Annotated in this window: 21 protein-coding genes; 7 read left to right on the top strand and 14 right to left on the bottom strand. The window is 64.5% G+C overall.

Annotation, left to right across the window (positions count from 1 at the left end; translation table 11 throughout):
* Window positions 1-5: 5 nt before the first annotated feature.
* The 9 genes from ACO054_RS18765 to argH all read right to left on the bottom strand — a co-directional run bounded on the left by ACO054_RS18765 (window position 6) and on the right by argH (window position 10372).
* Window positions 6-938 carry a hypothetical protein gene (locus tag ACO054_RS18765; protein ID WP_421708111.1) on the bottom strand — a complete coding sequence of 311 codons (933 nt, stop codon included), beginning with the start codon at window positions 936-938 and terminating at the stop codon, window positions 6-8.
* 123 nt (window positions 939-1061) lie between these two features.
* Window positions 1062-1934 carry a hypothetical protein gene (locus ACO054_RS18760; RefSeq protein WP_421708110.1) on the bottom strand — a complete coding sequence of 291 codons (873 nt, stop codon included), beginning with the start codon at window positions 1932-1934 and terminating at the stop codon, window positions 1062-1064.
* Window positions 1935-2049: 115 nt separating this feature from the next.
* Complete coding sequence (locus ACO054_RS18755) at window positions 2050-2781, bottom strand: hypothetical protein (protein WP_421708109.1); 732 nt, start codon at window positions 2779-2781, stop codon at window positions 2050-2052.
* Window positions 2782-3103: 322 nt separating this feature from the next.
* On the bottom strand, window positions 3104-3964 hold the full coding sequence (locus ACO054_RS18750) for a hypothetical protein (RefSeq protein ID WP_421708108.1): 861 nt from the start codon (window positions 3962-3964) through the stop codon (window positions 3104-3106).
* Between the two features lie 10 nt (window positions 3965-3974).
* Window positions 3975-4694 carry an orotidine-5'-phosphate decarboxylase gene (gene pyrF / locus ACO054_RS18745; protein WP_421708107.1) on the bottom strand — a complete coding sequence of 240 codons (720 nt, stop codon included), beginning with the start codon at window positions 4692-4694 and terminating at the stop codon, window positions 3975-3977.
* A 107-nt stretch (window positions 4695-4801) separates the two neighbouring features.
* Window positions 4802-7294 carry a TIGR02302 family protein gene (locus tag ACO054_RS18740; protein WP_421708106.1) on the bottom strand — a complete coding sequence of 831 codons (2493 nt, stop codon included), beginning with the start codon at window positions 7292-7294 and terminating at the stop codon, window positions 4802-4804.
* A gap of 57 nt (window positions 7295-7351) precedes the next feature.
* Window positions 7352-8710, bottom strand: coding sequence for a diaminopimelate decarboxylase (lysA, locus tag ACO054_RS18735; RefSeq protein WP_421708105.1), 1359 nt, complete (start codon window positions 8708-8710; stop codon window positions 7352-7354).
* A 13-nt stretch (window positions 8711-8723) separates the two neighbouring features.
* Window positions 8724-9008, bottom strand: coding sequence for a hypothetical protein (locus tag ACO054_RS18730; RefSeq protein WP_421708104.1), 285 nt, complete (start codon window positions 9006-9008; stop codon window positions 8724-8726).
* Window positions 9005-10372 (bottom strand): argininosuccinate lyase, encoded by a 1368-nt coding sequence (gene argH / locus ACO054_RS18725; protein WP_421710387.1) that lies wholly within the window; start codon window positions 10370-10372, stop codon window positions 9005-9007. The genes ACO054_RS18730 and argH overlap by 4 nt, the downstream gene beginning before the upstream one ends.
* Before the next feature lie 100 nt (window positions 10373-10472).
* On the opposite strand from argH, the gene ACO054_RS18720 reads away from it, so the two are divergent.
* Window positions 10473-11090: a TlpA disulfide reductase family protein gene (locus ACO054_RS18720; protein WP_421708103.1), complete on the top strand. Its 618-nt coding sequence runs from the start codon at window positions 10473-10475 to the stop codon at window positions 11088-11090.
* A 6-nt stretch (window positions 11091-11096) separates the two neighbouring features.
* Here the strand turns inward: ACO054_RS18720 and htpG are convergent, their stop codons facing one another.
* Window positions 11097-13088: a molecular chaperone HtpG gene (htpG, locus tag ACO054_RS18715; RefSeq protein ID WP_421708102.1), complete on the bottom strand. Its 1992-nt coding sequence runs from the start codon at window positions 13086-13088 to the stop codon at window positions 11097-11099.
* 290 nt (window positions 13089-13378) lie between these two features.
* Here htpG and ACO054_RS18710 point away from each other — a divergent pair, with 290 nt between their 5' ends.
* From ACO054_RS18710 to ACO054_RS18700, 3 genes are all read left to right on the top strand, one after another.
* Entirely contained in the window at window positions 13379-14092 is a 714-nt protein-coding gene (locus tag ACO054_RS18710) for a protein-L-isoaspartate(D-aspartate) O-methyltransferase (RefSeq protein WP_421708101.1), read from the top strand.
* Between the two features lie 101 nt (window positions 14093-14193).
* Window positions 14194-16728: a helicase-related protein gene (locus tag ACO054_RS18705; protein WP_421708100.1), complete on the top strand. Its 2535-nt coding sequence runs from the start codon at window positions 14194-14196 to the stop codon at window positions 16726-16728.
* Between the two features lie 50 nt (window positions 16729-16778).
* Window positions 16779-17162, top strand: coding sequence for an RNA-binding S4 domain-containing protein (locus ACO054_RS18700; RefSeq protein WP_421708099.1), 384 nt, complete (start codon window positions 16779-16781; stop codon window positions 17160-17162).
* A gap of 39 nt (window positions 17163-17201) precedes the next feature.
* Here ACO054_RS18700 and def read toward each other — a convergent pair whose 3' ends face one another.
* On the bottom strand, window positions 17202-17738 hold the full coding sequence (def, locus tag ACO054_RS18695) for a peptide deformylase (RefSeq protein ID WP_421708098.1): 537 nt from the start codon (window positions 17736-17738) through the stop codon (window positions 17202-17204).
* Between the two features lie 153 nt (window positions 17739-17891).
* Here def and ACO054_RS18690 point away from each other — a divergent pair, with 153 nt between their 5' ends.
* Window positions 17892-19034, top strand: coding sequence for a DNA recombination protein RmuC (locus tag ACO054_RS18690; RefSeq protein ID WP_421708097.1), 1143 nt, complete (start codon window positions 17892-17894; stop codon window positions 19032-19034).
* 45 nt (window positions 19035-19079) lie between these two features.
* Here ACO054_RS18690 and creD read toward each other — a convergent pair whose 3' ends face one another.
* The 3 genes from creD to recR all read right to left on the bottom strand — a co-directional run bounded on the left by creD (window position 19080) and on the right by recR (window position 22809).
* Window positions 19080-20492, bottom strand: a complete 1413-nt coding sequence (creD, locus tag ACO054_RS18685; RefSeq protein ID WP_421708096.1) for a cell envelope integrity protein CreD — start codon at window positions 20490-20492, stop codon at window positions 19080-19082.
* Window positions 20493-20689: 197 nt separating this feature from the next.
* On the bottom strand, window positions 20690-22111 hold the full coding sequence (locus ACO054_RS18680) for a DUF4139 domain-containing protein (RefSeq protein ID WP_421708095.1): 1422 nt from the start codon (window positions 22109-22111) through the stop codon (window positions 20690-20692).
* Window positions 22112-22215: 104 nt separating this feature from the next.
* The gene (gene recR / locus ACO054_RS18675; RefSeq protein WP_421708094.1) at window positions 22216-22809 is read right to left on the bottom strand and encodes a recombination mediator RecR; all 594 of its coding nucleotides are present in this window, start codon (window positions 22807-22809) and stop codon (window positions 22216-22218) included.
* A 350-nt stretch (window positions 22810-23159) separates the two neighbouring features.
* Between recR and ACO054_RS18670 the strand changes: the two genes are divergently transcribed.
* Window positions 23160-24542, top strand: a complete 1383-nt coding sequence (locus ACO054_RS18670; protein WP_421708093.1) for a M16 family metallopeptidase — start codon at window positions 23160-23162, stop codon at window positions 24540-24542.
* Between the two features lie 35 nt (window positions 24543-24577).
* The gene (locus ACO054_RS18665; protein ID WP_421708092.1) at window positions 24578-25963 is read left to right on the top strand and encodes a M16 family metallopeptidase; all 1386 of its coding nucleotides are present in this window, start codon (window positions 24578-24580) and stop codon (window positions 25961-25963) included.
* Window positions 25964-26023: the final 60 nt, after the last annotated feature.

The following is a 26023-nucleotide window of genomic DNA, read 5'->3' as shown; positions in this document are numbered from 1 at the left end:
AGAAATCAGCGGACTGGGCGTCCATGGTCGCGGACAGAGCTGCGCGCCTTCTCATCTTCCGGCACCCAGACAACGCAATCACGAAACACGAATGACAAGACAGCAGCTAGAGCAGCCATAAAATAATAGCCCGTCGCTGTGAAAACGACAAACAAAGCGAAATCCATCACACCATCAAGCTGCAGATTGACGATGAACCACAGCAAAATCGCAACGCCCAAATCAAATAGCTCTATTGGATTATATGAATAATAGATGCCAATAAACAGAGCGAATAAAATGGAAATCAGAACTGCAGGAAAGAAAATATAAGCGCCAATAATTTTCCAGGCATTCTCCGAAGTGTTCCGCCAAGAGCCACCGAAGCCGAAACGCCGGTCGAGAGCGAAGGCCGGCAAAACCAAAGCAAAACGAGCTACCAAATAGGTGACAGCCAGCGGAACGATAATCAGAAAAAAAATGAAAATTAGGATGAAAGGGATGAAACCTGGATCATTCGGACTGCCCCACCCACCCGGCATTAGCGACAATTCGACAATAGCAGAGACGAAAAGAATAGGCGGCATCCAGCAGACGACAAGAACAAGAAGAAGCGGCAGAAGGCGCAGAAAAAACCTCAGGTGTTGCCGGGCGATCCTCGGCCATAGGCTCGGAACGTCGTCGAGTAAAAGGGCACGGATCCAAGCCACGGCAAACAAGGTTGCAGCAAACGCATGGATCAGAAGTGTCGGTGGAAGACTCTTCCAGAGTGGCGCCTCGACGCCGTGAACCGAGGCCGGCAGGAAATAGGCCGACACCGACAGCGCAAAGGGAACAGCAGCGGCAGTAGCTAAGTGACCGAAGCGCTGCAGCGTAACGGCATAAGCAGCGAACGAAAGCCGCAAAACCGAGAGCGATTGGGCAGGACTGCGGGGCGATGTCGGGGACAGACCGCTCATCTTCGTGCCGAGGCGTCCGCTATGCCTTCGGCCGTTACCACAGCCAACTGCATGAAAAGGCCGCGGATTTTCATATCGGAGAACATGGTTGGACCGGCTCCAGAAATATACCGGGCCAGCTCCTCAGTGATAGCGAGCGTCGCCGCTACCGTCGTCTCGAGGGGCACTGCCGCCCGGCGGGGTCTGTCCACTGTCCGCGACCCATCCGGTGCAAGTGCGGAAGGAAAGCGACAGAAGCGACACGAATACGGCGGCGAAGATGTAGTTCACCACAGAGAAGGCCACGATCACGAATACGGCGACAGCCCCACCCATCGCGGGCTCGATCGCCTCCACAGGCCCGCCGATCGGGACTGCAACGCCCAGAAGACCGCTGGCCACCACCATAAGGCCGAGCACCGCGACCATCATCGGCAAGATGGCCAGAAGATAGGCGCCAATCAGACGCCAGGCGTTGTCCGCAGTGGTTCGCCAGGAGGCACCCAGACCGAAACGCTCGTCGACAGCGGCCGCCGGGAAAACAAAACTGAAGCGGGCCAGCAGGTAAGCGCAGAGCAGAAGGACAGGTAAAACGAATAGAGCCACTGCCCCTTGCCCCGCACCGGCGGCGAGAAACCCGAACAGTAGTGTCGGCACGAAGGCCACACCGGTCATAACAAGCGCGATCAACAGTCCCATCAACCAAAAGCGAAGCTGACGGTTGCCGAGGCGAGGGATCAGATTCGGCGCTTCGTTGACCAGAAGCGCGCGATGCCAAGCCACCGCGAAGATGGCATAGGCGAAAAGATCTACGAGAATGGTGACGAAGGTGAAGGGACCCTCGCCAAGATTGTAGTTGATCAGGGCAATCAGCATCGAAAGAGAGAAGGGAACGACCGCTGCGATGACAACCTGTCCTATGCGTTGCAGCGTGAACCGATAGGCATCAGCCACCGTCTGGACCACGGGAAGCCGCGCGACGGGACCGGACGGCGGCGTGGAGGAAAGGTCGGTCATGGGCGTTTCTCGATTCTATTGGCGCGCGATGACGGCCTATCCCCGCTGGAGGCCGTTCGACGATCAGGGGTTAGCACAACCTGCCTCGTTCAAGCTATGCGGGCAGCTTGCGGAGCTACGATAGGCGCGCGTCCACGGTACCGGAGAGAGGTGGCGCCAAGTCGGTAAGTCTCGTGAAGGCGATCGCGGCGAGGGCCGCCGTCAAGGCTGCAAGAACGAAGTGAAGCAAGCTCTGGAGCAGGACATAGGCCGCTTCCCTCACACCGTCGATACCAGGGCCTCCCAAGCCGTAAGCAACTGAAAGCGTGTTGGATTCCTCGAGCGGAGCCTCGAAAAGAATATCCGCCGCAACCAGCAGCAGAACCGCCGGAAGCGCGAGCAACAGGGATATCAGAAGAAGTCGCCCGCCGTTGCGCGCGGAGGCCCGAAGGGCATCGCGCAACTCGAAAGACGCGCTCAACGCGATCGCCGGAAAGACCATGAACAGCCTCACGAAGAGATAGAGGGTGAGAAAAATCACAGCGGCGAAGACTGCGACGAGGGCAAGCTCGCGGAGGATGTTGTCCGCAGGCTCCGGCGGGAAAATTGGCTCGGCGAGCCACAAGGGACCGTAGGTCAGCAGTGACAAGACAAGTGTCATCGCACCCATCCGCAGATGGACAGGTGACAAACGGCGCAAAAGAGCCGCTGGCTCGCCGAGCAGGAAGGAGCGATACCAAGCGACGCTTACGACCGCCATGACCAGAAGCCCGACCAGAAGGGCAAGCGCATCAATCGTGGCAGAGGGCGAACCGGCGCTCACCAAAGCAGCCGCATAGTAGAGAGGAAACAGCCCTGCGGTTGCCACTGTGAGATCGCGAAACCCTGCAGCAAGGAGACGAAGCGTTGCCTTCGCGGTCCCCCAAATGGGCAGACAGACCTCAACCGTCTGATGCGCTCCCGACACGGTCGACCGGACCTCACCACTCCTGGACTCAATCTAGATCCAAAGTCTAACAGTCGGGCCTGCCGTCATGGAGAAAACCATGCGATGGGGTATGGCAAACCTGGTCGGCAGGCACCCGACTGACCAAGAACCATGACCACGCCTTAGAGCAGGATCGCCTGATGTGGAATCGCTTTGGCGATCCCATCCTCGACCGCTCCAGGTTCTGGAGCGCGCGCCTGTTCTAGGTGATTCCGGGCAGTTTGAGCTGCAGCGGCCGCGCTCCTGGAAGATGCTCGCGAACACTCTGGAAAACGGCTGCGGCAACGCCGGCCGAAGCACCGAGACCGACGACCCAGACTGCCGCCTGTGTAAAAGCGTTTACGCCGATCGCCAGCGAACTGACGACGGCTACGTCTGTCGGAACAAGGCTCAAGAGAAGAAGGGTGATCAGCATCACCGGAGCCGCGGCGAACAAGAAGGCGGCCATCACGCGCCAGGCATTGCCTTCCATCGCAAACCAGGCGGCACGAAAGGTGACAGAGGTCCCAATGGCGACGCCGGGAAACACGGGCAGGAAGCGTGCAGTCATGAAGAAAACCAAGGCAATCCCCAAGACGGAGATCAGGGCGGGACCGATCTGCACCAAAACCGAAGCTGCGGGGACCAGCTCAATCAGCCACAGCCAAACAGAAACTGCCGCAAACATCCAAACGAACAAGAGCGCGGCGACAATCAGGTAAAGGAAAAGACCGCAAAGCAGGTACCAGAGAAAACAGCGCAGCGCCGAGGGGTGTCGCCTTTCGGCGGGCGGTAGTAGACGGCGGCACCAAAGGAAAGACAACAGAACGACGGCCGTAAACTCGAGGAGAATACTGACCGCAAGGGCGCCACCGACCACTTGCCCCGTCTCGGCGAGCAACTCGATGACGCTTATGTAGACGAGCAGTCCGAAAGGGATCGCAGCCAGCTTCAAGAACGCAAAGCAGTCGTCGTACATGGCCTCGTACGCCCCGGCAACGATTGCAAAAACAGGCAGCTTGACCGGGATAGGTTGTGGCGGTTGATCGTACGATCCGGTGGAAGACTGACTGACTTCACACATGTTCTTCGCCTCAGCCAGCCAAGTCCGAGACGATGCGTTCGACGGCGTCAGCAGGATTGGGAGTGCCGGTGATCGGCCGCCCGATGACCAGAACATCGGCACCAGCCGCCAGAGCCTCCGCCGGTATCATGACGCGCTTCTGATCGCCGACGGCGGACCAGGAAGGGCGAATGCCCGGCACCACCAGCTTGAAGTCCGAGCCGCAGGCCCTGCGCAGAGCCGAAATCTCCTGCGGACTACAGACCACGCCATCCAGACCGCAGTCCTGCGCCAACTGCGCCAACCGCAGCACCTGTGCGCTGGCGGGTCCCGCTTGACCGACCTCCGCCAAGTCGGCGTCGTCCAGACTCGTGAGCACCGTAACCCCGATCAGCCAGGGCCTTTGATGTCCGAGATCTTCTGAGGCCTCCCGCGCCGCCTCCGCCGCAGCCGTCATCATGGCCCGGCCGCCGCCGGCATGGACGTTGAGAATCGCCGGACGCAGATGGCAAGCGGCACGCACGGCTCCGGCCACGGTGTTGGGGATGTCGTGGAACTTGAAGTCGAGAAACAGCGGTTCACCGCCGGCCACGGCGCGGATTCCGTCGGGACCCTGGGCCGTGAAGAACTCCTTGCCGAACTTCAAGCCACCGACCCGTCCGCGCAAGGACTCGGCCAGCATCTGAGCTCTCGCGAGATCGGGGGTATCGATCCCGACATAGAGCTTCGCGCGTGCGTCGCTATCCATCATGACAGCTGTGATAGCAGAGCCATCGCGAGAGGTCACGCACAATCAATAGGCGTAATTCTCTATATTAATTCCCCGCTGCGTTTCCATGCGGGACAAGATGCCATGGTCTAGAACTGCTCCAGCAGCCGCTCGATGTAGTCCAGTTCGTGGGGCGGGCGGAAGTTCTCGCCGGAGCGTCGACGCAATTCCTGCAGGATCTCGCGGGCACGCTGCAGTTCCATCTCGTCCGGAATCGCGACGTTCTCGCGATTCATCTGTCCGGCTTCGCCTTGCCCACGACCCAGCGGATCCCGAGTCTGGCCCGGGTCGATTCCGGTCTGCGTGCCGTCCTGCCCACGACCGCCGCCGAGCTGCTGCGCGAGCTGTTCCAGCATCGTCTCCATGCCTTGTTGGAGCTGATCGACGGCCTGACCCTGCGGTCCGATCGCCTCGCCCGGCGAGCCGTTCTGCAACGCCTCTCGCGCCGCGCGCATGGCTTGTTCGGCTTGGCCCAGAGGCTGGGGGATGTTGCCCATCATCTCGCCGAACTGGCGCATCACCTCGCCAAGCGCCCGGCGCAGCGCCTCCTGCGAGCGGGCATCTCCGGCATTGGAGCTGTTCTGGTTCTCGCGGCCCTGGCCGTCCCCTTCCTCGCCCATCGGCGCGCGCTGCTCGCGCTCTCCCTGCTGGGATCGCTGGAAACTGCGGTCGAGCAGCTCCTGCTGCCGCCGCGCAAGCGTTTCCAGATCCTCCATCATGCGCTGCGCCTGCATGGCTTCCGGATTCATGCGCTGCTGGAAGGGATTCGCCTGAAGGTTCTCCAGCATCTGCTGAAGATCTTCCAACATCTGCTGGGCCTGCTCGCGAGCGCCGGATTGGGCCATCTCACGCATCTGCTCCAGCATCTGCTGGAAGTCCTCGCGGCGCAGGATCTGGGCATCCGGCGGCAACTCGTCCGCCTCGATCTCGCCGTCGGCGTTGCGCAGCTGGTCGAGGGCCTGTTCGGCCAAGGCCTCAAGGAAGCGGTCCAGTGCCTCCTGAAGCGCCTCGGTCAGCCGTTCAATCTCCTCGTCGGGCGCCCCTTCAGCGAGCGCTTCTTGAAGCTGGCGCTGCAGCTCGCGCAGATCACGCTCGGCGAGGGACAGTTCTCCGTCTTCCAGGCGCAGCGCGGTATCCCAGAGGAGATCCTGGACCGAGGCGACGGCATCGTCGCTGCGGTCGTACATCAAGCGGCGCTCGGCCAGACTGATCGCCAGACCGACAACAGCGTCGAAGAAGAAGTGGGCCGGCTGCTCCGTGATCTCGCCGAGCCGCGCAATCACCGGCGCCTTGGCATCGGGCGCAAGCGTAAGCTGCCGGCGGAGCTCCACCAGTTCGCGGGCAACCGGATGATTGAAGATGCGTTGCGGCAGAACTGTCCGAAACGCCTCCGTAGTGCCGATCTGATCGATGGCATCGCTTGCCACCAATGTGATGGTGACCTCGATCCCGGCCCAGGGGTGCGGGGAGAGGTCGTGAAAGCTCGTGCCTTCGGCGTTCAGCGGCGCAACGGTCGGCAGGATCAGCTCCAGCTCCAGCGGATCGGCATCCGGCGCATCCAGCCGGCGAATGACCGCCTTCATGTCCCTCAAGCCGTAATCGTCGCCGGCCAGGTAGGCCAGCGAGAGCGCGCCCCGTTGGGTAGCGCTCGGTGGCGCCGTGTATTCGACCACCGGCGGTGCGTCGGGTGTGACCTGCAGCGGCCACTGCATCAGAGGCAGATCGTCCTGCTCGAGAGTCAGCGTCCGTCCCCGATCGAGCGTGAGCTCCGCTTTCCAGGAGGTCTCGCCCACCCGCTCGAAGGCATGCCCCTCGCCATCGACCCGCAGGCGCGGATCGCCGACACCGCCCTGCACCTGGGCCAGGATCGTCGAACCCGTCGGCAGCACGACGCCGTCGATCTGATCACGAGCCGTATTGAGCAGACGCGGCGGCACACCCGTGTAGCCCGGCGGGTCGATCCAGACGTCGTAGGACGCAGGGACCGGCGGCTCGGCCGCCGCGAAGCGGGGCAAGGCGGCATCGCCGAGCCGGTCGGCCCAATCGCCTCCGGCGGCGAAAAAGCCGATTACCAGCAGCAGACCGAGCGCAGCCCGAAGACCATAGCCGTCGACCCTGGCCCAACTGGCGCGCGGCGCGGCCAGGCGCAGACGCGCGATCTGGGCAGCCAAGCGGCGGCGATGGGCTTCCCACAAAGCTCGCGCTTCCGGGTCGTCGTCCGTCGCCAGATCGTCGTCCAGACCCGACAGCGGCCGATGCTCCAAACCGCTGTCACGCTCCAGCCGGCGTAGTGCCGCCCCCTCCTCCGGCAGTCGCATCTGCCGCAGGGCACGCCGCAGAGACCAGATCAGAGCGGCGATGAAACCGAGCAGAGCCAGAGCGTGGAGCCAGCCGGGCAGCGCCGGGAGCAGGCCGAAGAGGGCGAGGACAAAAAAGACCCCGAGAATACCGAAAGCGGGCCAAAGCGGCGGCCAGACGCTTTCCACCAATAGCGCCAGCTCCGACAGCCTCAGGCGCCATGACAGACCTGGCGGCGGCCGCCGCAGCGGCCGGGACGAGTCGTCTGGGAGATCGTTTTGCACCACCCGCCGCTCCATCCACTCGCGCGGGGTCCGTGTCCGGGCTTGCGCCCCGGTGCCTCAGGAAGCCGCCCGCGACCCCGCGTGCATCGACTCCTGCCGGTCGCTTTGTCGGTCGACCTCAGCTTCGGCACCCAGGTCGGCCTCGGGCGCCAACCATGCCGGCAGGGATTCCTGCCTTAGCAATGTGGCGTGATCCGGGCGGGCCTTGATCACCGCCCAGTCGGCGCCCGCGACCAGAACCTCCGGCGCCGGTAGCCGTGAATTATAGGTCGAAGCCATGGTCGCGCCATAGGCTCCTGCTGAACAAATCGCGAGCAGATCGCCCGGCTCGACCGGCGGCAGGGCGCGGTCGGTCGCAAAGAGGTCGCCGCTTTCGCAGATAGGACCGACGATATCGACCGCCTGAGCGGGCGCATCCGGGGCCGGCTTGGCGACCGGCAGGATGTCATGCCAGGCGTCGTAGAGCGTCGGCCTGATCAGGTCGTTCATCGCGGCATCGACGATTACGAAACTCTTTTTCACGCCCCGCTTCACAAAAATCACACGGGTCAACAGCAGGCCGGCATCGCCCACCATCCAACGGCCGGGCTCGAAGATCACAGGAACGCCAAGATGACCGACGGCCTTGGCAGCAACCCGGGCATAGTCGGCCACCGCCGGGGGCTGCTCGTCACGATAGGAGATCCCGATCCCGCCACCGAGATCGAGCCGGCGCAAAGGCAGCCCGCCACCGCGCAACTCGCCGAAGAGCTGCGCCACCTTCTCGAAGGCCAGCGCATAGGGGGCCAGATCGACAAGCTGGGAACCGATGTGCACCGCCAGACCGGTCAGGTCGATCCCCGGCAAATCGGCGGCCTGGCGGGCGATCGCTCCAGCCTGCGCATGGTCGATCCCGAACTTGTTCTCCGCCGTACCGGTCGTGATCTTGGCGTGGGTGCGCGCATCGACGTCCGGATTGATGCGCAGAGAGACAGGCGCCCGGACTCCCTTGTCGCGCGCGACGCGGTCCAGCGTCTGGAGTTCCACTTCGGACTCCACGTTGAACTGCAGAATACCGGCCTCGAGACCGGCCGCCATTTCCGCTTCGGTCTTGCCGACGCCGGCGAAAACGATCCGCTCGCCCGGAACGCCGGCGGTCCGAGCGCGCAGCAACTCGCCTTCGCTGACCACATCCGCACCGGCGCCCTCGCACGCCAGGGTGCGCACCACGGCCAGATGTGGATTGGCCTTCACCGCATAGCAGACCGTGGCATCCAGACCCTCGGCGGCTAACGCACCGGTCATGGCGCGATAGCGCGCGAGAATCGCGTCCGCCGAATAGACGAAAGCCGGCGTGCCAACCGCCGCCGCGACCTCGGCGAGCGGAACCGGTCCGGCCGAGAGGCCGCCGTCGCGATAGAGAAAGGCGCTGGACACCGCTTGAGAAGTCCTACTGATTGGGCATGGGAAAGGTCAGGACACCGCCACCTGGCTGAGCCCCTTCTTCTGCCCCCGGGAAGTAGGCCGGGGGAGGCGTGTCGACCATGACCTCATTTTCGCCGTCCCGATAGCCGCCGCCGTGAAGCAACGAGTAAGGCAAGACCCACTCAGGCCCAGCATCCTGAGGAACCTCTGGCGGGTTCTTGACACCGCAACCGGCCAAGAGCAGGGCGCCGAACAGAAGCGCGCACAGTCTGCGAGGCAGCGGGCCTCGCCGAACTAAAGACTGGATCATAAGAAACGCTCCCGAGCCAGGAGGGCCGCCTCGCGCACACGCTCCGGCGCGGTCCCGCCGAAAGAGCTGCGGCTGGCCACCGCTCGTTCCACCGTCAGAACGGAGAAGACATCAGACGTGATACGGCCCTCCGCCGTCTGCATCTCCGCCAGGGACAGTTCGGCCAGATCGCACCTCTTCTCCTCAGCCATCTTGACCAGGCGGCCCGTCACATGATGCGCCTCGCGGAAGGGCAGGCCAAGGGCACGCACCAGCCAGTCGGCCAGATCCGTCGCGGTCAGGAACCCGCTGCTGCAGGCCGCAGCCATGGCCGCGCGATCGGCCTTTAGATCCCGCAGCATACCGGTCATGGCCAGGAGGCAGAGGCTCAGCGTGTCGACCGCCTCGAAGACCGGCTCCTTGTCCTCCTGCATATCCTTGCCGTAGGTCATCGGCAGGCCCTTCATTACCACAAGCAGCGTGGTCAGGGCGCCGACCACCCGCCCCGCCTTGCCACGCACCAGTTCCGCGGCATCGGGGTTCTTCTTCTGCGGCATGATCGAGCTACCGGTCGTGAAGGCATCCGACAGGGTCACGAAGGCGAAGCCCTGGGAACACCAGAGCACCAGTTCCTCGGCCAGGCGCGACAGATGGACGGCGAGAATGGAACCAGCGGCCAGAAATTCGATAGCGAAGTCGCGCGCCGAAACAGCATCGAGCGAGTTCGCAAGGGGCCGGTCGAAGCTCAGCGCCGCCGCCGTCGCCTGCCGATCGATCGGAAAGGACGTGCCGGCCAGAGCCGCGGCACCCAAAGGGCTTTCGTTCACGCGCGCGCGGCAATCCGCCAGGCGTCCCCGGTCGCGGCCGAGCATCTCCACGTAGGCCAGCATGTGGTGGCCGAAGGTGACCGGCTGGGCCGCCTGCAGGTGCGTATATCCGGGCATCACGGTCTCGGCCTCGGCTTCGGCCTGATCGATCAAGGCGGCCTGCAGGTCGCGAAGCTGGTCGTCCAGTGCATCCAGCGCACCGCGCAGCCACAGCCGGAAGTCCGTCGCCACCTGGTCGTTCCGGCTGCGCGCCGTGTGCAGCCTGCCCGCGGCCGGGCCAATCAGTTCGGCCAATCGCGCTTCGACATTCATGTGAATGTCCTCAAGCGCGGCGGAGAAAACGAAGTCACCGCTCTCGATCTCTTGAAGAACCTGCTCTAGACCCCGGCGGATCGCAGCGCCATCTTCGCTCGAGACGATACCTTGGGCCACCAGCATCGCGGCATGGGCCTGGGAGGCGGCGACATCCTCCCGGTAGAAACGCCGGTCGAAGTCGATGGAGGCGTTGATCCGCTCCATCGCCTCGTCGGGCCCCACCGCGAAGCGCCCGCCCCACATGGTATTGGCGCCAAGTGAGGACGAAGGGTCGTCCGACCCGCCATTCGCCCTCGAAGAGTTGCTGTTGTCGCGCGTGTTACTCATGGGAGACCTGTACCGAATGATCCTGCGACTTGGAAAGGCTTTCCTGGGCAAGTCGGCCATGCCGGCCGCCGCTCTGGCCACCCTGATGGTGGCGGCGCCGGTCGGCACGCTTCAGGCCGATCAGCCACCGCTAAGCCCGGCTCTTCAAGATCTCTGGGTCACTCTGCTGCCGCCCGTCGAGGCTCCGCAGCGCAGTTTCACCCTGGTGCGCGACGGCGTCGAACAGAGCATCGCGCTGGAGGATCTCTCCGGTGACGTGCTTCTCGTGAACTTCTGGGCGACCTGGTGCGCACCCTGCATCCACGAGATGCCGTCACTCGACCAGCTACAGGCCGACCTCGCCGAGGAAGGGCTGCAGGTCGTCGCCATCTCCGTGGACCGAGGTGGGCTCAGCCAGATCGAACCCTTCTTCGTCGATCTGCGTCTCGACGACCTCGCCGTTTATCTTGACCCCAAGGGCGAGCTGGCCCGCGACCTGGACGTGCGCGGTCTGCCGAGCAGCTATCTGATCGACCGCAACGGCCAGGTCGTCGGCGCCATGCAGGGCGCCTACGACTGGGCCGCGGACGATGCCAAAGCGTTGATCCGCCACTACCTGGATCAGCCGGTTCGGCAGCAGGAAGCCCGGCGTTAGCGCGCTCTACCCGAGACCCTTGGCGACCAAACCGGCCAGACGCTTCGAGAAGGCGGCCGGATCCAGCGGCGGTTCTCCCTCCAGAATCCGAGCCTGATCGAGCAGCAGCAGCCCGACCTCCTCGATGCTGTCGCCGGCGCCCGACGCGCCGGCCTTCGCGGTTTCCGAGAGAGCGGTCACCAAGGGGTGCTTCGGGTTCAGTTCCAGGATCCGCGTCGGCGTATCGTCCAGGCGCTGGTGCTGCTTGAGCAACCGGGCCAGATGCAGGTCGATGTCTCCCTCGTCGGCGACCAGACAGACCGGGCTGTCGGTCAAACGCTTGGAGGCGCGCACGTCCTTCACCTTGCCCTGCAGCGAAAGCCGCAGCAGGGCCAGCAGGGCCTCCAGACCGCCGTTCTCCTCCTCGCCATCTTCCTCGACCGTCTCCTCGCCGCCGACCTTGTCGAGCTCGCCGCCGGCCCGGGTCACCGAACGGAAGGGCTTATCCTGGTAACTGCTGACCCGAACGGTCCAGAATTCGTCGATCGGGTCGGTGAGCAGCAGCACCTCGATGCCCTTGGCGCGAAAGCCTTCGAGCTGCGGGCTGCGGGCGAGCTGTTCCAGGTCGTCTCCTGCCAAGATGTAAATCGCCTCCTGACCCTCCGGCATGCGGGCGAGGTAGTCGGCCAGGGTGGTCCAGCCGGGTTCGCCGAGATCGGGCGCGGTAGATTTGAAACGGGCCAGCTTCAAAAGCGTTTCGTCATGACCGCTGTCCTCGTAGAGACCCTCCTTCAGCACCGGGCCAAAGGCCTCCCAGAAGGTGACGTAAGCCTCAGGCTCCTTCTCGGCCTTCTTTTCCAGCTCGGACAGCACACGCTTCGTCAGACCTTGGCGGATTTTCGACAGCACCGGGTTGTTCTGCAGAAGCTCCCGGCTGACGTTCAGCGGCAGATCCTCCGAATCCACCACCCCGCGCAGGAAGCGCAGCCACGTCGGAACCACCTCCGTACAGTCGTCCGTGATGAAGACGCGCTTGACGTAGAGTTTGACGCCGCCCCGCCGGCTAGGGTCGAAGAGGTCGAGCGGCCGTGTCGTGGGAATGAAGAGCAGACCGCTGTACTCGATCATGCCCTCGGCCTTGAAGTGGAGCGTCTGCCAGGGTTGATCGAAGGCATGGGCCGTATCGTGGTAGAACTGCTGATACTGCTCTTCGGTAATCTCGCTTTTCGGCCGCGCCCAGAGTGCGCCGGCGGCGTTCAGGGTCTCCGGTTCGCCGCCCGCGTCGTCTCCGTCCGTGACGGCAAGCTTGACCGGAACCGAGATGTGGTCGCTGTAGGTCTTGACGATATGGCGTAACCGCAGCGGCTCGGCATAGTCCGTCGCGTCGTCCTTCAGGTGAAGGAGAATGCGGGTTCCGCGCTCGGGCGCCTCGGCGCTTTCCTCGACGGTGAAACCGCTGCGCCCGTCACTCTCCCAGCGCCAACCATGCTGTTCGCCGGCGCGCCTGGAGAAGACCTCGACCTTGTCGGCCACCATGAAGGCCGAATAGAAGCCCACACCGAACTGCCCGATCAGATCGACTTCCGTCTTCTTGTCCCCGAGTTGACTGAGAAACTTAGCGGACCCCGAATGCGCGATGGTACCGAGGTTTTCGACCAGTTCGTCGCGCGTCATCCCCACACCGCTGTCGACGATCTCTAGCCGCTTGGCGGCCACATCGGGCCGAAGCTCGACGGCCAGCTCGGTGTCGCCCCCCAGCAGTTCGGGTTGCGTCAGCGCCAGGTAGCGCAGCCGGTCGCAGGCATCCGCCCCGTTGGAAATGAGTTCGCGCAGAAAGATATCGCGGTTCGAATAGAGCGCGTTGGCAACGATATCCAGCAGGCGGCTGACCTCCGCCTGGAACGCGAGCGGTTCGGAGGCGTTGGTCTTGGCCTCGGTCCTGGCCTTCTTCGTCGCGTTCTTCTTGGGCGGCTCGGCGTCTTTCCCGGGCTTGTCGGACTGGCTCGCGGTATCGGGCATAGGACCTTCGATCCTCCAACGGATTGCTTTTATTGCTTGTGTCGGGCTTCGGTCGCAGCAACCCTGGCGTGGAAGCGAGCACGCGGATCGCCGATGACCACCAGGATCAGGCGCCAGGATCAGACGTCGGCCGGGCCGGACAACGATCGGCCGTTGATATGTGTGGACAGGCTGCGGCCTGCAAGACCGTCTGTAAAACGACGTCACCGGGTTGTTTCGGGGTCGGTCGGGGTCGGAAGAAAGCCAGTTCGAGACTGCGCGGGGCTAACGTAAGGCAGGAGAACTGCACGATGCGGCATGAGGCCGAGACCGGCGACCGTTTCGCCGAGGCGCGCGCGGCGATGCTCGAAAAGATCGCACAGGAAACGGTGGAGACCGCCGGCTGGACCGGTCGACCGCAGCTTCGGCCTGAAGTCCTTGAGGCGATGGGGCGGGTTCCGCGCGAGAAGTTCCTGGCGCCGCAGGACGTCGGCGAAGCCTACCGAAACCGGCCCCTGCCGATCGGATGCGCCCAGACGATCAGCCAGCCTTTCATCGTCGCTTTGATGAGCGACCTCTGCGGGGCGGCAGCGGGAAAGCGCATCCTGGAGGTCGGCACCGGTTGCGGTTACCAGGCAGCCGTTCTGACCGAACTGGGGTGCGACGTCTGGTCGGTCGAGTCGATCTCGGCGCTCTACAAGGGCACCTGCACGCGGTTACGTGACCTCGACTATGCGCAAGTCCATCTGCGCCACGGCGACGGTACGCAGGGATGGCCCGAGGCCGCCCCGTTCGACGGCATCCTCGTGACCGCTGCGGCGGCGCAGCGCATACCGCCGGCGCTGATCGAACAGCTGTCGCCCGGCGGTGCGCTGGTCTGCCCGGTTGCCGAAGGCGGATCGCTGGGCAGCTTGCTCGGTCAGCCGGCACAGAAGCTCTGCCTGATCGAAAAGGATGCCTACGGCGTGGTGTCCAGACGAGCGGTCCTGCCAGTCGCCTTCGTTCCTCTGGTCGAGGGCAGCTAGAATAGGATCGGTGTTTGGGGCTGAGGACTCCTTCGCCGCCGTCGCCGGAAAATCCCCACCACTTGCAAGCTCTCTTCGAGAAAGCAATCTTCCAAGGCATCATGCGCGACCGCCGCATCACAGCCGTGCTCGGCCCAACCAATACCGGCAAGACCCATTTGGCCGTCGAGCGAATGCTCGGCTACGGCAGCGGAATCATGGGCTTCCCGCTGCGCCTGCTGGCACGCGAGACCTATGATCGGGTCGTTCGCCTCAAGGGGGCCGGTCAGGTCGCGCTGATCACCGGTGAGGAAAAGATCCTCCCGAGCGGCGCGCGCTACTTCATCTGCACGGTGGAGTCGATGCCGCTCGGCCGCGAAACCGCGTTTCTGGCCGTGGACGAAATCCAACTTGCGGCCGACCCGGAACGGGGGCATGTCTTCACCGAACGGCTTCTGCGAGCACGCGGCCAGGACGAAACCATGTTTCTGGGCGCGGAGACGATCCGCCCCTTGATTCGCAAGCTGGTGCCGGAAGCGGAGATCGTTTCGCGCCCGCGTATGTCGACCTTGAGCTATGCAGGCGCGAAGAAGATCACCCGCCTGCCCCCGCGCTCCGCCGTGGTCGCCTTTTCCGCGGCGGAGGTCTACGCCACGGCGGAGCTGATGCGCCGCCAGCGCGGCGGAACGGCAGTGGTGCTGGGCGCGCTGAGCCCCCGTACCCGCAACGCCCAGGTCGGCTTGTTCGAGGCTGGAGAGGTCGACTACCTGGTGGCCACCGACGCCATCGGCATGGGCCTGAATCTGGGACTCGACCATGTCTGCTTCGCGCGTCTGCGCAAATTCGACGGCCGACAGTCGCGCCGGCTGACACCGCAAGAAGTCGCGCAGATTGCTGGCCGCGCGGGCCGTCACATGGCCGATGGAACCTTCGGGACCACCATGGAGTTGGGTGGGATGGAGGCCGAGCTGGTCGAGGCCGTCGAGAGTCATGATTTCGACCCCCTGACGGCCCTCACCTGGCGGAACAGCGACCTCGACTTCGCAAGTCCCAAGGCCCTCCTTCGTTCGCTCGACCGCCATCCGCCGAAGCCGGAACTGATCCGCGTGCGCAACGCGGAGGACCAGCAGGCCCTGGCTGCACTGAGCCGAGAGGGCGGACCGGCGGCCCTGGCCGACCGCAGGGACCGGGTTCAGCTGCTCTGGGACGTCTGCCAGATTCCCGACTTCCGGAAGACGCTGACGGATTCCCACGTCCGCCTGTTGGACCAGATCTATCGCCACCTGCTGGACGGCGATCGTAGGCTGCCAGACGACTTTGTAGCCGGCCAGATCGACAAGCTGGACCGGCCGGAGGGCGATATCGACGCACTGGTCGCCCGGATCGCTCATATCCGCACCTGGACCTTCGTCACACACCGTGCCGACTGGCTGGACGATGCCGCTCACTGGCAGGAGCGGACACGGCGGATCGAGGACAGGCTGTCGGACGCCTTGCACGAGCGCCTGACCCAACGCTTCGTCGACAAGCGGACAGCCGTACTGGTCAAACGACTGGGCAGCGGCGAGAAGCTGCTCAGCGCCGTCAAGACGAACGGCGAAGTGGTGGTCGAGGGCGAACACGTCGGGCAACTCGAGGGCTTTCGCTTTCGCCTGGATGCCAGTGCCGAGAAACAGGATCGCCAGGCGCTGCTCGCAGCGACCCGTCGTGCCTTGACCGAAGAGATTCCGCTGCGGATTCGCCGCATCGAAGAGGACGACGACGGCAGTTTCCGCCTCACGGCGGAAGGCCGTCTGCTCTGGCGCGAGGCGTCGCTTGCCCGGCTCACGCCGGACGTGTCTGTCCTCCGCCCGAAAGTCGAGGTCGAACGCAGCGAATTTCTGGACGGACCAGCCCGCGAGCGACTGAGGCAGCGCCTGACCAGCTGGCTCGGACGGCACCTGCGCAACCGGCTGAAGCCGCTTCTAGCACTGGAGGAAGCGCCGCTCGCCGGCGCCGCGCGCGGCCTGGCCTATCAACTGGCGGAAGACCTCGGCTGCCTCCCTCGCACGGCGGTGACGACGCAACTTGCGGCGCTCAGCAAGGCCGACCGCAAGGCCCTCACCGAGCTGGGCGTCCGGCTCGGGGCCCAGTCGATCTTTCTGCCGGCCTTGCTGCAGCCGCGCCGGCGAGAGATCTGCGCTCTTCTTCAAGGTTTGCGCAGGCAAGGCCGGCGACTGTCCTGCCCCACAGGCGATCCGGTCGCCTTCGCGCCGGCGGAAGAGCTGGACGAGGCCGATCTGCGCGCGCTAGGCTACCGGCTGTTCGAAAACGCGGCCGGGCGACTGGCTCTGCGGGTCGATGCCCTGGAACGCCTGGCCTATGCGGCCCTGAAACGCGGGCGCGCCGGCCCCTTCGCGTCTGACACGGACTTGACCAGACTGGTGGGCGGAAATCCCCAGGACCTAGCCGTGGTTCTGCCGGTACTCGGCTATTGGACCGTGGATTCGGACGCCAGCCGCAGTTTTCATAGTCGCCCGCCGAAGGGCGGCAAGCGCGCGGCGAAGGCGCCCAAGACCAGACGGGACCGCTCCAAGGCGACGCCGAAGCCGGCACGGCTGGACGAGTCCCCCTTCGCGGCCCTGGCTGCACTCAAGACCGGGAAGTCGGCACGCTGAGTACGAAGGCACCCGACGGGAGCGGCCCCATCAGGGCGGACGGCGGCGGAGTGGAAACCCTTCGGCTCGACAAGTGGCTGTTCTTCGCACGCTTCTTCAAGTCGCGCGCCCTGTCGGCAAAGCTCTGCGAATCGGGAAAACTGCGCCTTTCGGGCAATGTGATCGACAAAGCTCATGCCAAGTTACGGGTTGGCGACGTGCTGACCTTCCCCCAGGGCGACCACATCCGCGTCATCAAGGTATTGGCGCTGACCAGCCGGCGCGGGCCGGCACCCGAAGCTCGGGCACTCTACGAAGATCTCGACCCGCCAGCGGAACAACCGCGACTCTCCCAGACCACCGGACAGCGTCCCGGCCATCCGGCCGCGCTCGCTCGACCGGGCAAGCGTGATCGCCGCAAGGCGCTACAATTCAAGACAAGCGGGGGATCCTAAGGCGCGCAGCGAGCCTCTCGCCAAGACTTGGGATTGCAATCAGCTCGCGGCGGAATAGGCCGGCAAGGCCTGCTGTTTCTTCGCCTTCAGCAGCTTGCGCAGGATCATGTTCCGCTTCAGCGCCGACATATGGTCGACGAAAAGAATACCGTCGAGGTGATCGATCTCGTGCTGAATGCAGGTGGCCAGAAGGCCATCGGCCTCCAGCTCGCGACTCTCGTTCTGCCGGTCCAGATAACGCACACGAATGGCGGCCGGACGTTTGACGTCGCCGTAGTGATCCGGAAGAGAAAGGCAGCCTTCCTCGTAGCTCGCATCCTCATCGGACACCCAGACCAACTCCGGGTTCGCGAGCTGGTGAGGTTGCGGCGCGTCGCCGTCGCGCGCCACGTCGACCACGATCACCCGCTTGAGCACGCCGACCTGCGGCGCCGCCAAGCCGATGCCGGGCGCCCCGTACATCGTCTCCAGCATATCGTCCATCAGCTGGCGCAGGTCGTCGTCGACACGGTCCACGGGTTTGGCCCGCTGCTTCAGGATTGGGTCCGGGGCGGTCAGAATGGGAAGCTTGGCCATGGAGTCGCGTTGTCCGGTCGTTCTTAGTCGTTGGAGCCTAGATTAAAATCGTTCCAACAAGAGCTATGCAGTCGGCCGCGAGCCGTCAAGCCGAGCGACTCGAAAGGCGCATGCTAGGCTGTTGCGCTCTTTCGCGAACATAGGGACCGCATCGTGCCCATCAGCCCAGAACTTCTGCTCGCTGGCCTCGCTCTGCTGCTGGTCTTGCTGCTGTCTCTAGCCGTGCTGAGGCGCGGCCGGGACGACGGCGCGGCGGCTGAGAGGGCGACAGACGTCGCGGTGCTGCAAGAACGGCTCAAGGCGATGACCGAGAGCCAGGCCGCTACCCAGGCCCAGATCACCGACGCATTGCGCAGCCAGGAACGGCAGCTCGCCGAAGCGATGGACCTACGACTGGGCAACTTCACCCAGCGGGTCGGCGAGCGGCTGAACGCGCAAGCGCAAAGCCAGTCGACGGCCATGACCGATCTGCGCGAACGACTGGCTGTGATCGACAGGGCGCAAAAGAACATTACGGAGCTTTCCTCCCAAGTGGTGGGACTGCAGGACATCCTGTCGAACAAGCAGGCGCGCGGCGCCTTCGGGGAAGTGCAGCTGCAGGACTTGGTACAGTCCGCCCTGCCGCCCTCGGCCTACGACTTTCAGGCGACCTTGGCGAGCGGCCGGCGCGCGGACTGCCTCATAAAACTGCCCAACCCGCCCGGCCCCATCGCGATCGACGCCAAGTTTCCACTGGAGAGCTATCAAGCTCTGCGTCAAGCAGAGGAAGAGTCCGCCCGTATCGCCGCTCAGCGTGCCTTCGCGAACGATCTGCGCAAGCATGTGAAGGACATTGCGGAACGCTATATCGTCCCTGGTGAGACGGCTGAGTCCGCATTGCTGTTCCTGCCCAGCGAAGCCGTCTACGCAGAACTACACGCAAACTTTCCGAACGTGGTGGAAGAGAGCTATCGGGCCAGGGTCTGGATCGTCTCACCGACCACCATGATGGCCACCCTCAATACCGTCCGCGCCGTCCTACGTGACGTCCGCATGCGCGAGCAGGCCGGCGTCATTCAGACCGAAGTACAGACCTTGCTGGAGGATGTGGCGCGGCTCGACCAGCGAGTCGGCAAGCTGGAAACCCACTTCGACCAGGCGAGCCGCGACATCCGCGATATTCGAATCTCCACCGACAAGATCACGAAGCGTGGCGAACGCATCAAGGATCTGGAGCTGGAGGACGAAGAGGCTGCCGGCGTCGCCCGGATCGCTGATACGGCTGCGCCGCCCGCACGCCCTCGATTGGTCGAGTAGTCTCCAAACCACAAGGGCTCCGAGATACGGCACCTTCCGCCCTGTTCAGTTCGGGTCGGCCTTTTCCTTCTCGACGTTCGCTTCGACTTCCATCATCGGCATGACGGCGTACCAGTCGGTTCGCCGGGTTGCGGCCATCACGGCCAGGAGAACGGCAAAAAGTGCGATAGCGCCGACGAGAAGCGCCAAGTCCTGGAGACTGATCAAAAGATAGAGACAGCCGTAGAGGACCGTGACGATCAGACCGAGACCGAGGGCATGCTTGAGGCTGCCGAAAGCTCCTGCTGTGTAGAAAACCAGCTGCCCCACGATTGAAGCAGCGGCGATGGCATAGGCAAGAGCGAAAGGCATCTGCTCCGCCAGGGCCAGAAGCAGGAGATAGAAGAGCGCCAAGGCGCAACCGACCAGTCCATATTGGAGACTATGCAAACGGCGACCACTGATCACCTCGTAGAGAAACAGGAAGGCAAAGGTGAGGAGGATGAAAAGCACGCCGTACTTCGTCGTCCGCTCGCTCTGCCGGTAGGTATCGACCGGCTGATGGAGACGCACGCCGAAGGCGGACGCCGCCAGCTCGGAAAGTCTTATTTCTTCCACGCCGCCGATGCGCCAGACCTGGGGATAGCTGCGGCTGAAGTGAGACGCCGACCAGCGTGCCGAAAAGCCTTCGTCCGAGACCTCGCTTTCGATGGGTAGTATGCCCCCCTCGAAACTTGGATGCGGCCAGCTCGAAGCAACTGTCGCCGAAGTGGTTCGGCCGAGCGGCAGGATCGAGAGACGGCTACTGCCGTTAAGCTGCAAGGACGCGCTGAAAGCGAGGGGACGGCCGAAGTCGTCCGCCCCTAGTGGCAGGTCGCTCTGCAGACCGCTGGTGGTCAGATGGGCCAATACGGACGGAAGCCCCGGCTCGGTCACCAGTCCACGCCCGTCCCAAGAGATGTCGGGCGCCTCGGTCAGGCTTCGCTGATCCCCGAGCCCCAGCAACAGCCGGGCACGCGCCCAGTCCGGCTTGGCCCCTTCCAGAGACTCACGAGGAGAACCGGCCAGCAGAAAGACCGCATCCAACTTCAAAGCCAGACGGTAAACCACGGCCTCAAAGGGGCCGCGGTTGCGGCGCTCTGGCTCCAAAACCGCCTCGACCTTATAGCTGTCGGGCAACAGCAGCAGATGCTCCTCCAACATCGTGACGCGCCCCTGCTCATCCGTCAGTTCGCGTTGGGCAGGCACCAGCAGAATGGGGCCGGCGACAGTCTGCGGTTGCCCCCAGAGATCGCCGATCTCGAATTCTACCAGGCGCTGCCGCTCCGCGCGCTCCCCGACCAGGTTCTCAAATAGCGTCAAGGGGATCAGGAGCCCCAACGCCACAGCGGCGATCAGGACAATCTTCAGAACCGGATTGAACGCTATCGCTCGAGACGCGTCGCGCGTGTCGCCCTGTCCCGCGACCTTCCAAGGCATCGACCTCTCCTCCTCACCTGGACCAGCCCGCAGTCTCGCGGAACGGTCAGGCGTCGCAGAGGAGCCGAGGCGGCGAAAGCGCGGTCAATCGCGGCACTTAAGGGGCATAGGGCCCGCAGCAGACGGACGCGGCCGAACCTGACGCCGGAACGCTGGAGGCTGCAACGGGGCCGGCGAGCGGCGGGCCAATTGGCGCGTCAGTTCTGAACGCGCGCGCGATAGGTCAGGGTCGACGTGCCGTTGGCCGGCACCGAAACCGTCCAGGTCAGGCGCTCCGCCGTCGTCTGCTCGTGCGGCAGGCTCTCTTCCAGGATCTCGGTGCCGCGGGGGAAACGACCGATCACCTGCACCTCCACCGGTTCCGACTTCGCGTTCGTCACCTGGATTTCCTGTCCCGACTCGAAGGCACGATCGCCCAGGCGCTCGAAGCTCGTCCGTCGCGCCAAGGCAGTGATGTCGAAGGCCCTGCCGAGCGACAGCTCGATCTCGCCGCCAACGGCCGTGTGATCGATTCCGGCCTCGCCCGCGAAGATCGGTTGACCTTCCCCCTCGTCGAGCGCCTCGTAGACGCGGATGATTCCGGCCGGCAGAGGGCGTTCGTCTTCACGCGCCGGGTTCTCGAAGACCAGCTCCAGGTTCGCCTGCATCGGACCGACCTCGTCGGGGCCACCCAGAGTCGCCAGGCCGTCGAAGCTGTATCGCCGCTCGGTGGTGATGTCCGTCAGTTCGAAGAGGGCGACCTGCTTGCGCTCCCCCGGCTCCAGGGTGATCTCGAGGCCGGTGTCGTAGAGATAGCGGTCACCAGCTTCAACCGGCGCCGGTGCCATGGCGCTGTCCATCACCGCCATCGATTCGGCCTGCCCCCGCGCCATGATCGGCGGCGGAGCGAAACTTTTGCGGGAAACGTCGCCGGCGACCAGCCGCAGGTCGGCAAAGGCGAAGCGGGTGCGCAGACTGTTGTCGAGGGTCACGTGAGCCGCGAGATCCAGCGTGCCGTCCGGAGCCAGATCGGCGACATAGTCCGCCTGCCAGGTGAGGCCGTCGGTCAGATAGCCCAGGGTCAGTTCCGCCGGACGCGCTTCCGTGCTGTCGAGCGTGATCTCAAGGCTCCGCGTGGCACGCAATGGCTGCTCGTGCGGCTCGGGCAGAGCCTCCAAGGCGATACGTCCGGGGGGATTGATCTCGACACGCCCCTCCAGCTCGATCACGAGACCGCCATGCAGGGAAAGCAGGCGTGCCGAGCGCGCGGTCTCCTCCCCCGTTTCCGGATGCGTCGTGACGTAGAGCACGTTCCGTCCGACCATCTCTTCCAACAGACGAACCGGATTGAGGTCTGCGGCACGTAGGCTGCGGTCCACCAAGTCGACCCCGGACTCGCTGCTGTAGACCCTCAGACTCCCGAGGATCGCCTGCTCGCTGATCTCCTCGATCTGCAAAGTGTTGCGACCGGCGACCAGAGGAGCCCAACGGCGATCGTGCACCAGAGCCAGGCCGTTCTGATAGACGGTCAGGGTCAGACCGCGCTGGGCTTCGCTGGCGAGGCTCCGCTCGACGGCGCCAGCTGGCCCGGCGAGGAAGACAGAGAGAGCGAGGGCGGCGGTCGAAAGGCGAAAGTTCATGGAGGCTGATCTCGCTTTAGTCGTTTGACTTTTTTGGCACCTTCGCCAGCCTTTGCGGCGGGAGTTTGGCGAAGCGGTTCGAGGTGAGATTAGGCCGGGTGAGGTTAGGCCGGGCGGCGTTGGCGGAAGGCGGCGGACAACGTTCCGTCGTCGAGGTAGTCCAGCTCGCCCCCGACGGGCAGGCCCTGCGCAAGACGCGAAATGGTAACGCCCAGAGGCTCCAGCCGTTCCGCGACGTAATGGGCCGTGGTCTGACCGTCGACCGTCGCCCCGAGCGCCAGGATCACCTCGGTCACCTCCTCCGCCGCGGCGCGCTCCACCAGTTGGGCGATCTTCAATTGCTCCGGCCCTCGGCCGTCGAGAGCCGAGAGAGTGCCGCCCAACACCTGGTAGCGTCCCCGATACACTCCGGAGCGCTCGATCGCCCAGAGATCGCCGACTTCCTCCACCACGCAGAGAGATGAGGTTTCGCGTTCGGGATCGGCGCAGATCCCGCAGGGATCGCGGTCGTCGAGATTGCCACAGATCGAGCAGGGGCGAATCGCCTCGGCAGCCCGAAGCAGGGCATCGCCCAGGGGCCGCAGCAAGGACTCCCGCTTGACCATCAGCGCCAGCGCGGCCCGCCGTGCCGATCGCGGGCCCAGACCCGGCAGGCGGGCGAGTAGCTGGATCATGCGCTCGATTTCGGACGCCGGCATCTGTCCTCCTGCAACTGGATCGCGCTCTCTCTCGCTCGGGCGACCCGCCTCGAACGCAACTTCCGCCCTCTATATACGGCCTGACATCGAGTCCCATCGCAGGCGGCTGTCGAATCGCTGGTGGCGGGAAGCGCTCTGCTCCAGCCAAAACCCGACTTACCTTGCTCCGTCAGGAACGTCCATCCCGTCGCCGGAGCAAGCGGATGACGGAAAATTAACAGGCGCCTGGGTTTCTTTCCTGACCGGCCTCGACAATATGTGGAAGCGACGGCGTGCTGCGGACTCTGCCCACCGTGCGGACTCCGCCAACCGTGCTGTCGGTTCGGCGACGAGTTCGAGAGGACACCAGTATGTTGACGATCAACCACCCGGCTAGCCCCAGCCTCCTGCGCAGCGGATTGGCTCTCTTGGCCGCTGCGATGATCGTGGGCGGCCTGCGGAGCCCTGCGGCGGCGCAAGTCTTCGAGCCCGAGACCTTCACGCTGGACAACGGGCTGCAGGTGGTGGTGGTCGAGAACAGCCGGGCCCCGATCGTCACCCACATGCTGTGGTACAAGGTCGGTTCGGCTGACGAGCCGCGCGGGCAGTCGGGTATCGCCCACTTTCTCGAACATCTGATGTTCAAGGGTACGGAGACTCTGGCGCCCGGCGAGTTCTCCGACATCATCGCCCGTAACGGCGGTCGCGAGAACGCCTTCACCTCGCTCGACTACACCGCCTACTTCCAGACGGTCGCTAGCGACCGCTTGGAACTGATGATGCGCCACGAGGCCGACCGCATGCAAAATCTCGTGCTGAGCGACGAGGTGGTCCTGCCGGAACGGGACGTGGTGCTGGAGGAACGGAACAGCCGGACGGACAACGAGCCCTCCAGCCAACTTTGGGAGATGCTGCGCGCTAGCCTTTACCTGCATCATCCCTACGGCACGCCGGTGATCGGCTGGCAACAGGAGATCGAGGCTCTGGATACCGATGACGCGCTCGCCTTCTACGATCGCTGGTATGCGCCCAACAACGCGGTCCTGGTGATCTCCGGCGACGTGACGGTCGAGGACGTTCGCCCACTCGCGGAACGCTACTACGGCGCCGTCCCCAGAAAGCCGGTGCCGGATCGCATCAGGGTTCAGGAGCCGGCACAGTGGGCGGGCCGGCGCGTCGAGCTGGCGAGTCCGCGTGTCGGCCAGCCCTCGGTGTCCGTCGCCTACCTCGCACCCAGCTTCCGGACCGCTCGTTTGGCAGGAATGCCGGAGCGCCCCTACGCCCTGCAGGTTCTCGGTGAAGTTCTCGGCGGCAGCACCGGTCGGCTCTATCGCTCCCTTGTGATCGAACAGGCCTTGGCGGCCGGAGCGGGGAACAGCTACGACGGCACCAGTCTGGACGGAACGCACTACACCTTCTGGGCTTCGCCGCGGCCCGGCGTCGAGGTCGAAGCCGTCGAGGCAGCACTGAAAGCCGAGATCGAAGCGGTTCTCGACGAAGGGATTACAGCCGAAGAGGTCGAGGCGGCGAAGACGCGACTGACGGCACAGGCGATCTATGCGCGAGACAGCGTGGGATCGGCGCCGCGCATCATCGGAGCGGCCCTTACGACCGGCTCGACCCTTGAGGATCTGGAGGACTGGCCCAATCGGATCGCCGCAGTGACCTCGGACCAGGTGACCGAAGCTCTGCGTGCCCTGATCGATCCGACCCGCTCCGTAACCGGCGTGCTGCGCAGCGAGCCGACCACGTGATGATCTACTCAAACGAGATGACAGAGGCCCGCGATATGTCCAAGCCCCGATGGACCACCCGCCAGCGCCCCTTGGTGCCGAATGTACGTTCGCTTGCTTTGGTTTTCGCGGCTTTCGCCTTCGCGCTACTACCGCGCAACGCGGTCGCCATCGAGGTTCAGCAAGTCGTCTCTCCGGGAGGGATCGAGGCCTGGCTGATCCAGGACGAGTCCAATCCCATCATCGCGGTGCAGGCGGTTTTCGCCGGCGGTGCGGCTGCCGATCCGGACGGCAAGGCCGGCCTCGCCGGTATGGCTGCCGCCACCCTGGACGAAGGCGCTGGAGATCTGGACTCTCAGGCTTTTCAGAAGGAGCTGGCCGATCTCTCCATCCGGCTTGGATTCCGGGCCGGGCGCGACAGCTTCGCCGGCTCCTTGACGACGCTGACGCGCAATCGGGATCGGGCGTTCGACCTGCTGCGGCTCGCCTTGACGGAGCCGCGCTTCGACACGGAGCCCGTCGAGCGCATCCGTCAGCAACTCATCATTCGCGCGCAGCGCAACGCCGTCGACCCCGATGCCGTGGCCTGGTCGACGCTGATGGCGACGCTTTATCCGGATCATCCCTACGGTCGCCAGAGAAACGGTACAGCGGAGACGCTGGCCGCCATCGAGACAAGCGACTTGCAGACCTTCGTCACCGAACGGCTCGCTCTGGACAACCTCTACATTGGGGTTGCCGGTGACATCACGCCGGAAGACCTCGGTCTTCTGCTCGACTCCACCTTCGGCGCCTTGCCGGCGGAAGCCGCCCCCTTAGATCTGCCAGAGGTAAATCCCTCCGCCGACGGCGGGACCATCGTGATCGACAAAGAGGTACCGCAGTCGGTCGTTGCCCTGGGTCAGAGCGGGCTGCAGCGCGACGATCCAGACTACTACACCGCCTATGCCGTGAACTACATCCTCGGCGGCGGCGGCTTCGCCTCCCGCCTCTACGAAGAAGTCCGTGAGAAGCGGGGCCTGGCCTATGGCGTCTACAGCTACCTGCAGCCGCTCGACCATTCGGCCTTGGTCGTCAGCGGCGTGGCGACCGGTAACGCCCGCGTCGCCGAAAGTATCGAGATCATCCGCGCCGAATGGGCGCGCATGGCCGCGGAGGGCCCGACCGCCGAAGAGCTCGAAAACGCTCAAACCTTTCTCACCGGATCCTTCCCGCTCCGCTTCGACTCCACGGGAGCTTTGGCCGACATCCTCGCCGGTATGCAGTTCGAAGACCTCGGTATCGATTATCTGGAGCGTCGCAACGGCTATATCGAGGCGATCACCCTGGAAGACGCGCGGCGTGTCGCAGGATCCCTCTTCAAGCCGGAGGAGCTGACCGCGGTCGTGGTCGGCCAACCCGAAAACGTTGAGGCGACCCGATCCGCGCCCGACGGGAGCTGAGCCCGGCGCAAACGCGGATCGCACCGCAGAGGCCGTAACCCACGTCCCGCGCCTCCGCAA

This window comes from Algihabitans sp., assembly GCF_965226985.1.
Taxonomy (GTDB): domain Bacteria; phylum Pseudomonadota; class Alphaproteobacteria; order Kiloniellales; family DSM-21159; genus Algihabitans.
Note: the sequence above shows the minus strand (reverse complement) of the source record. Positions and strands in the feature narration are given on the sequence as shown.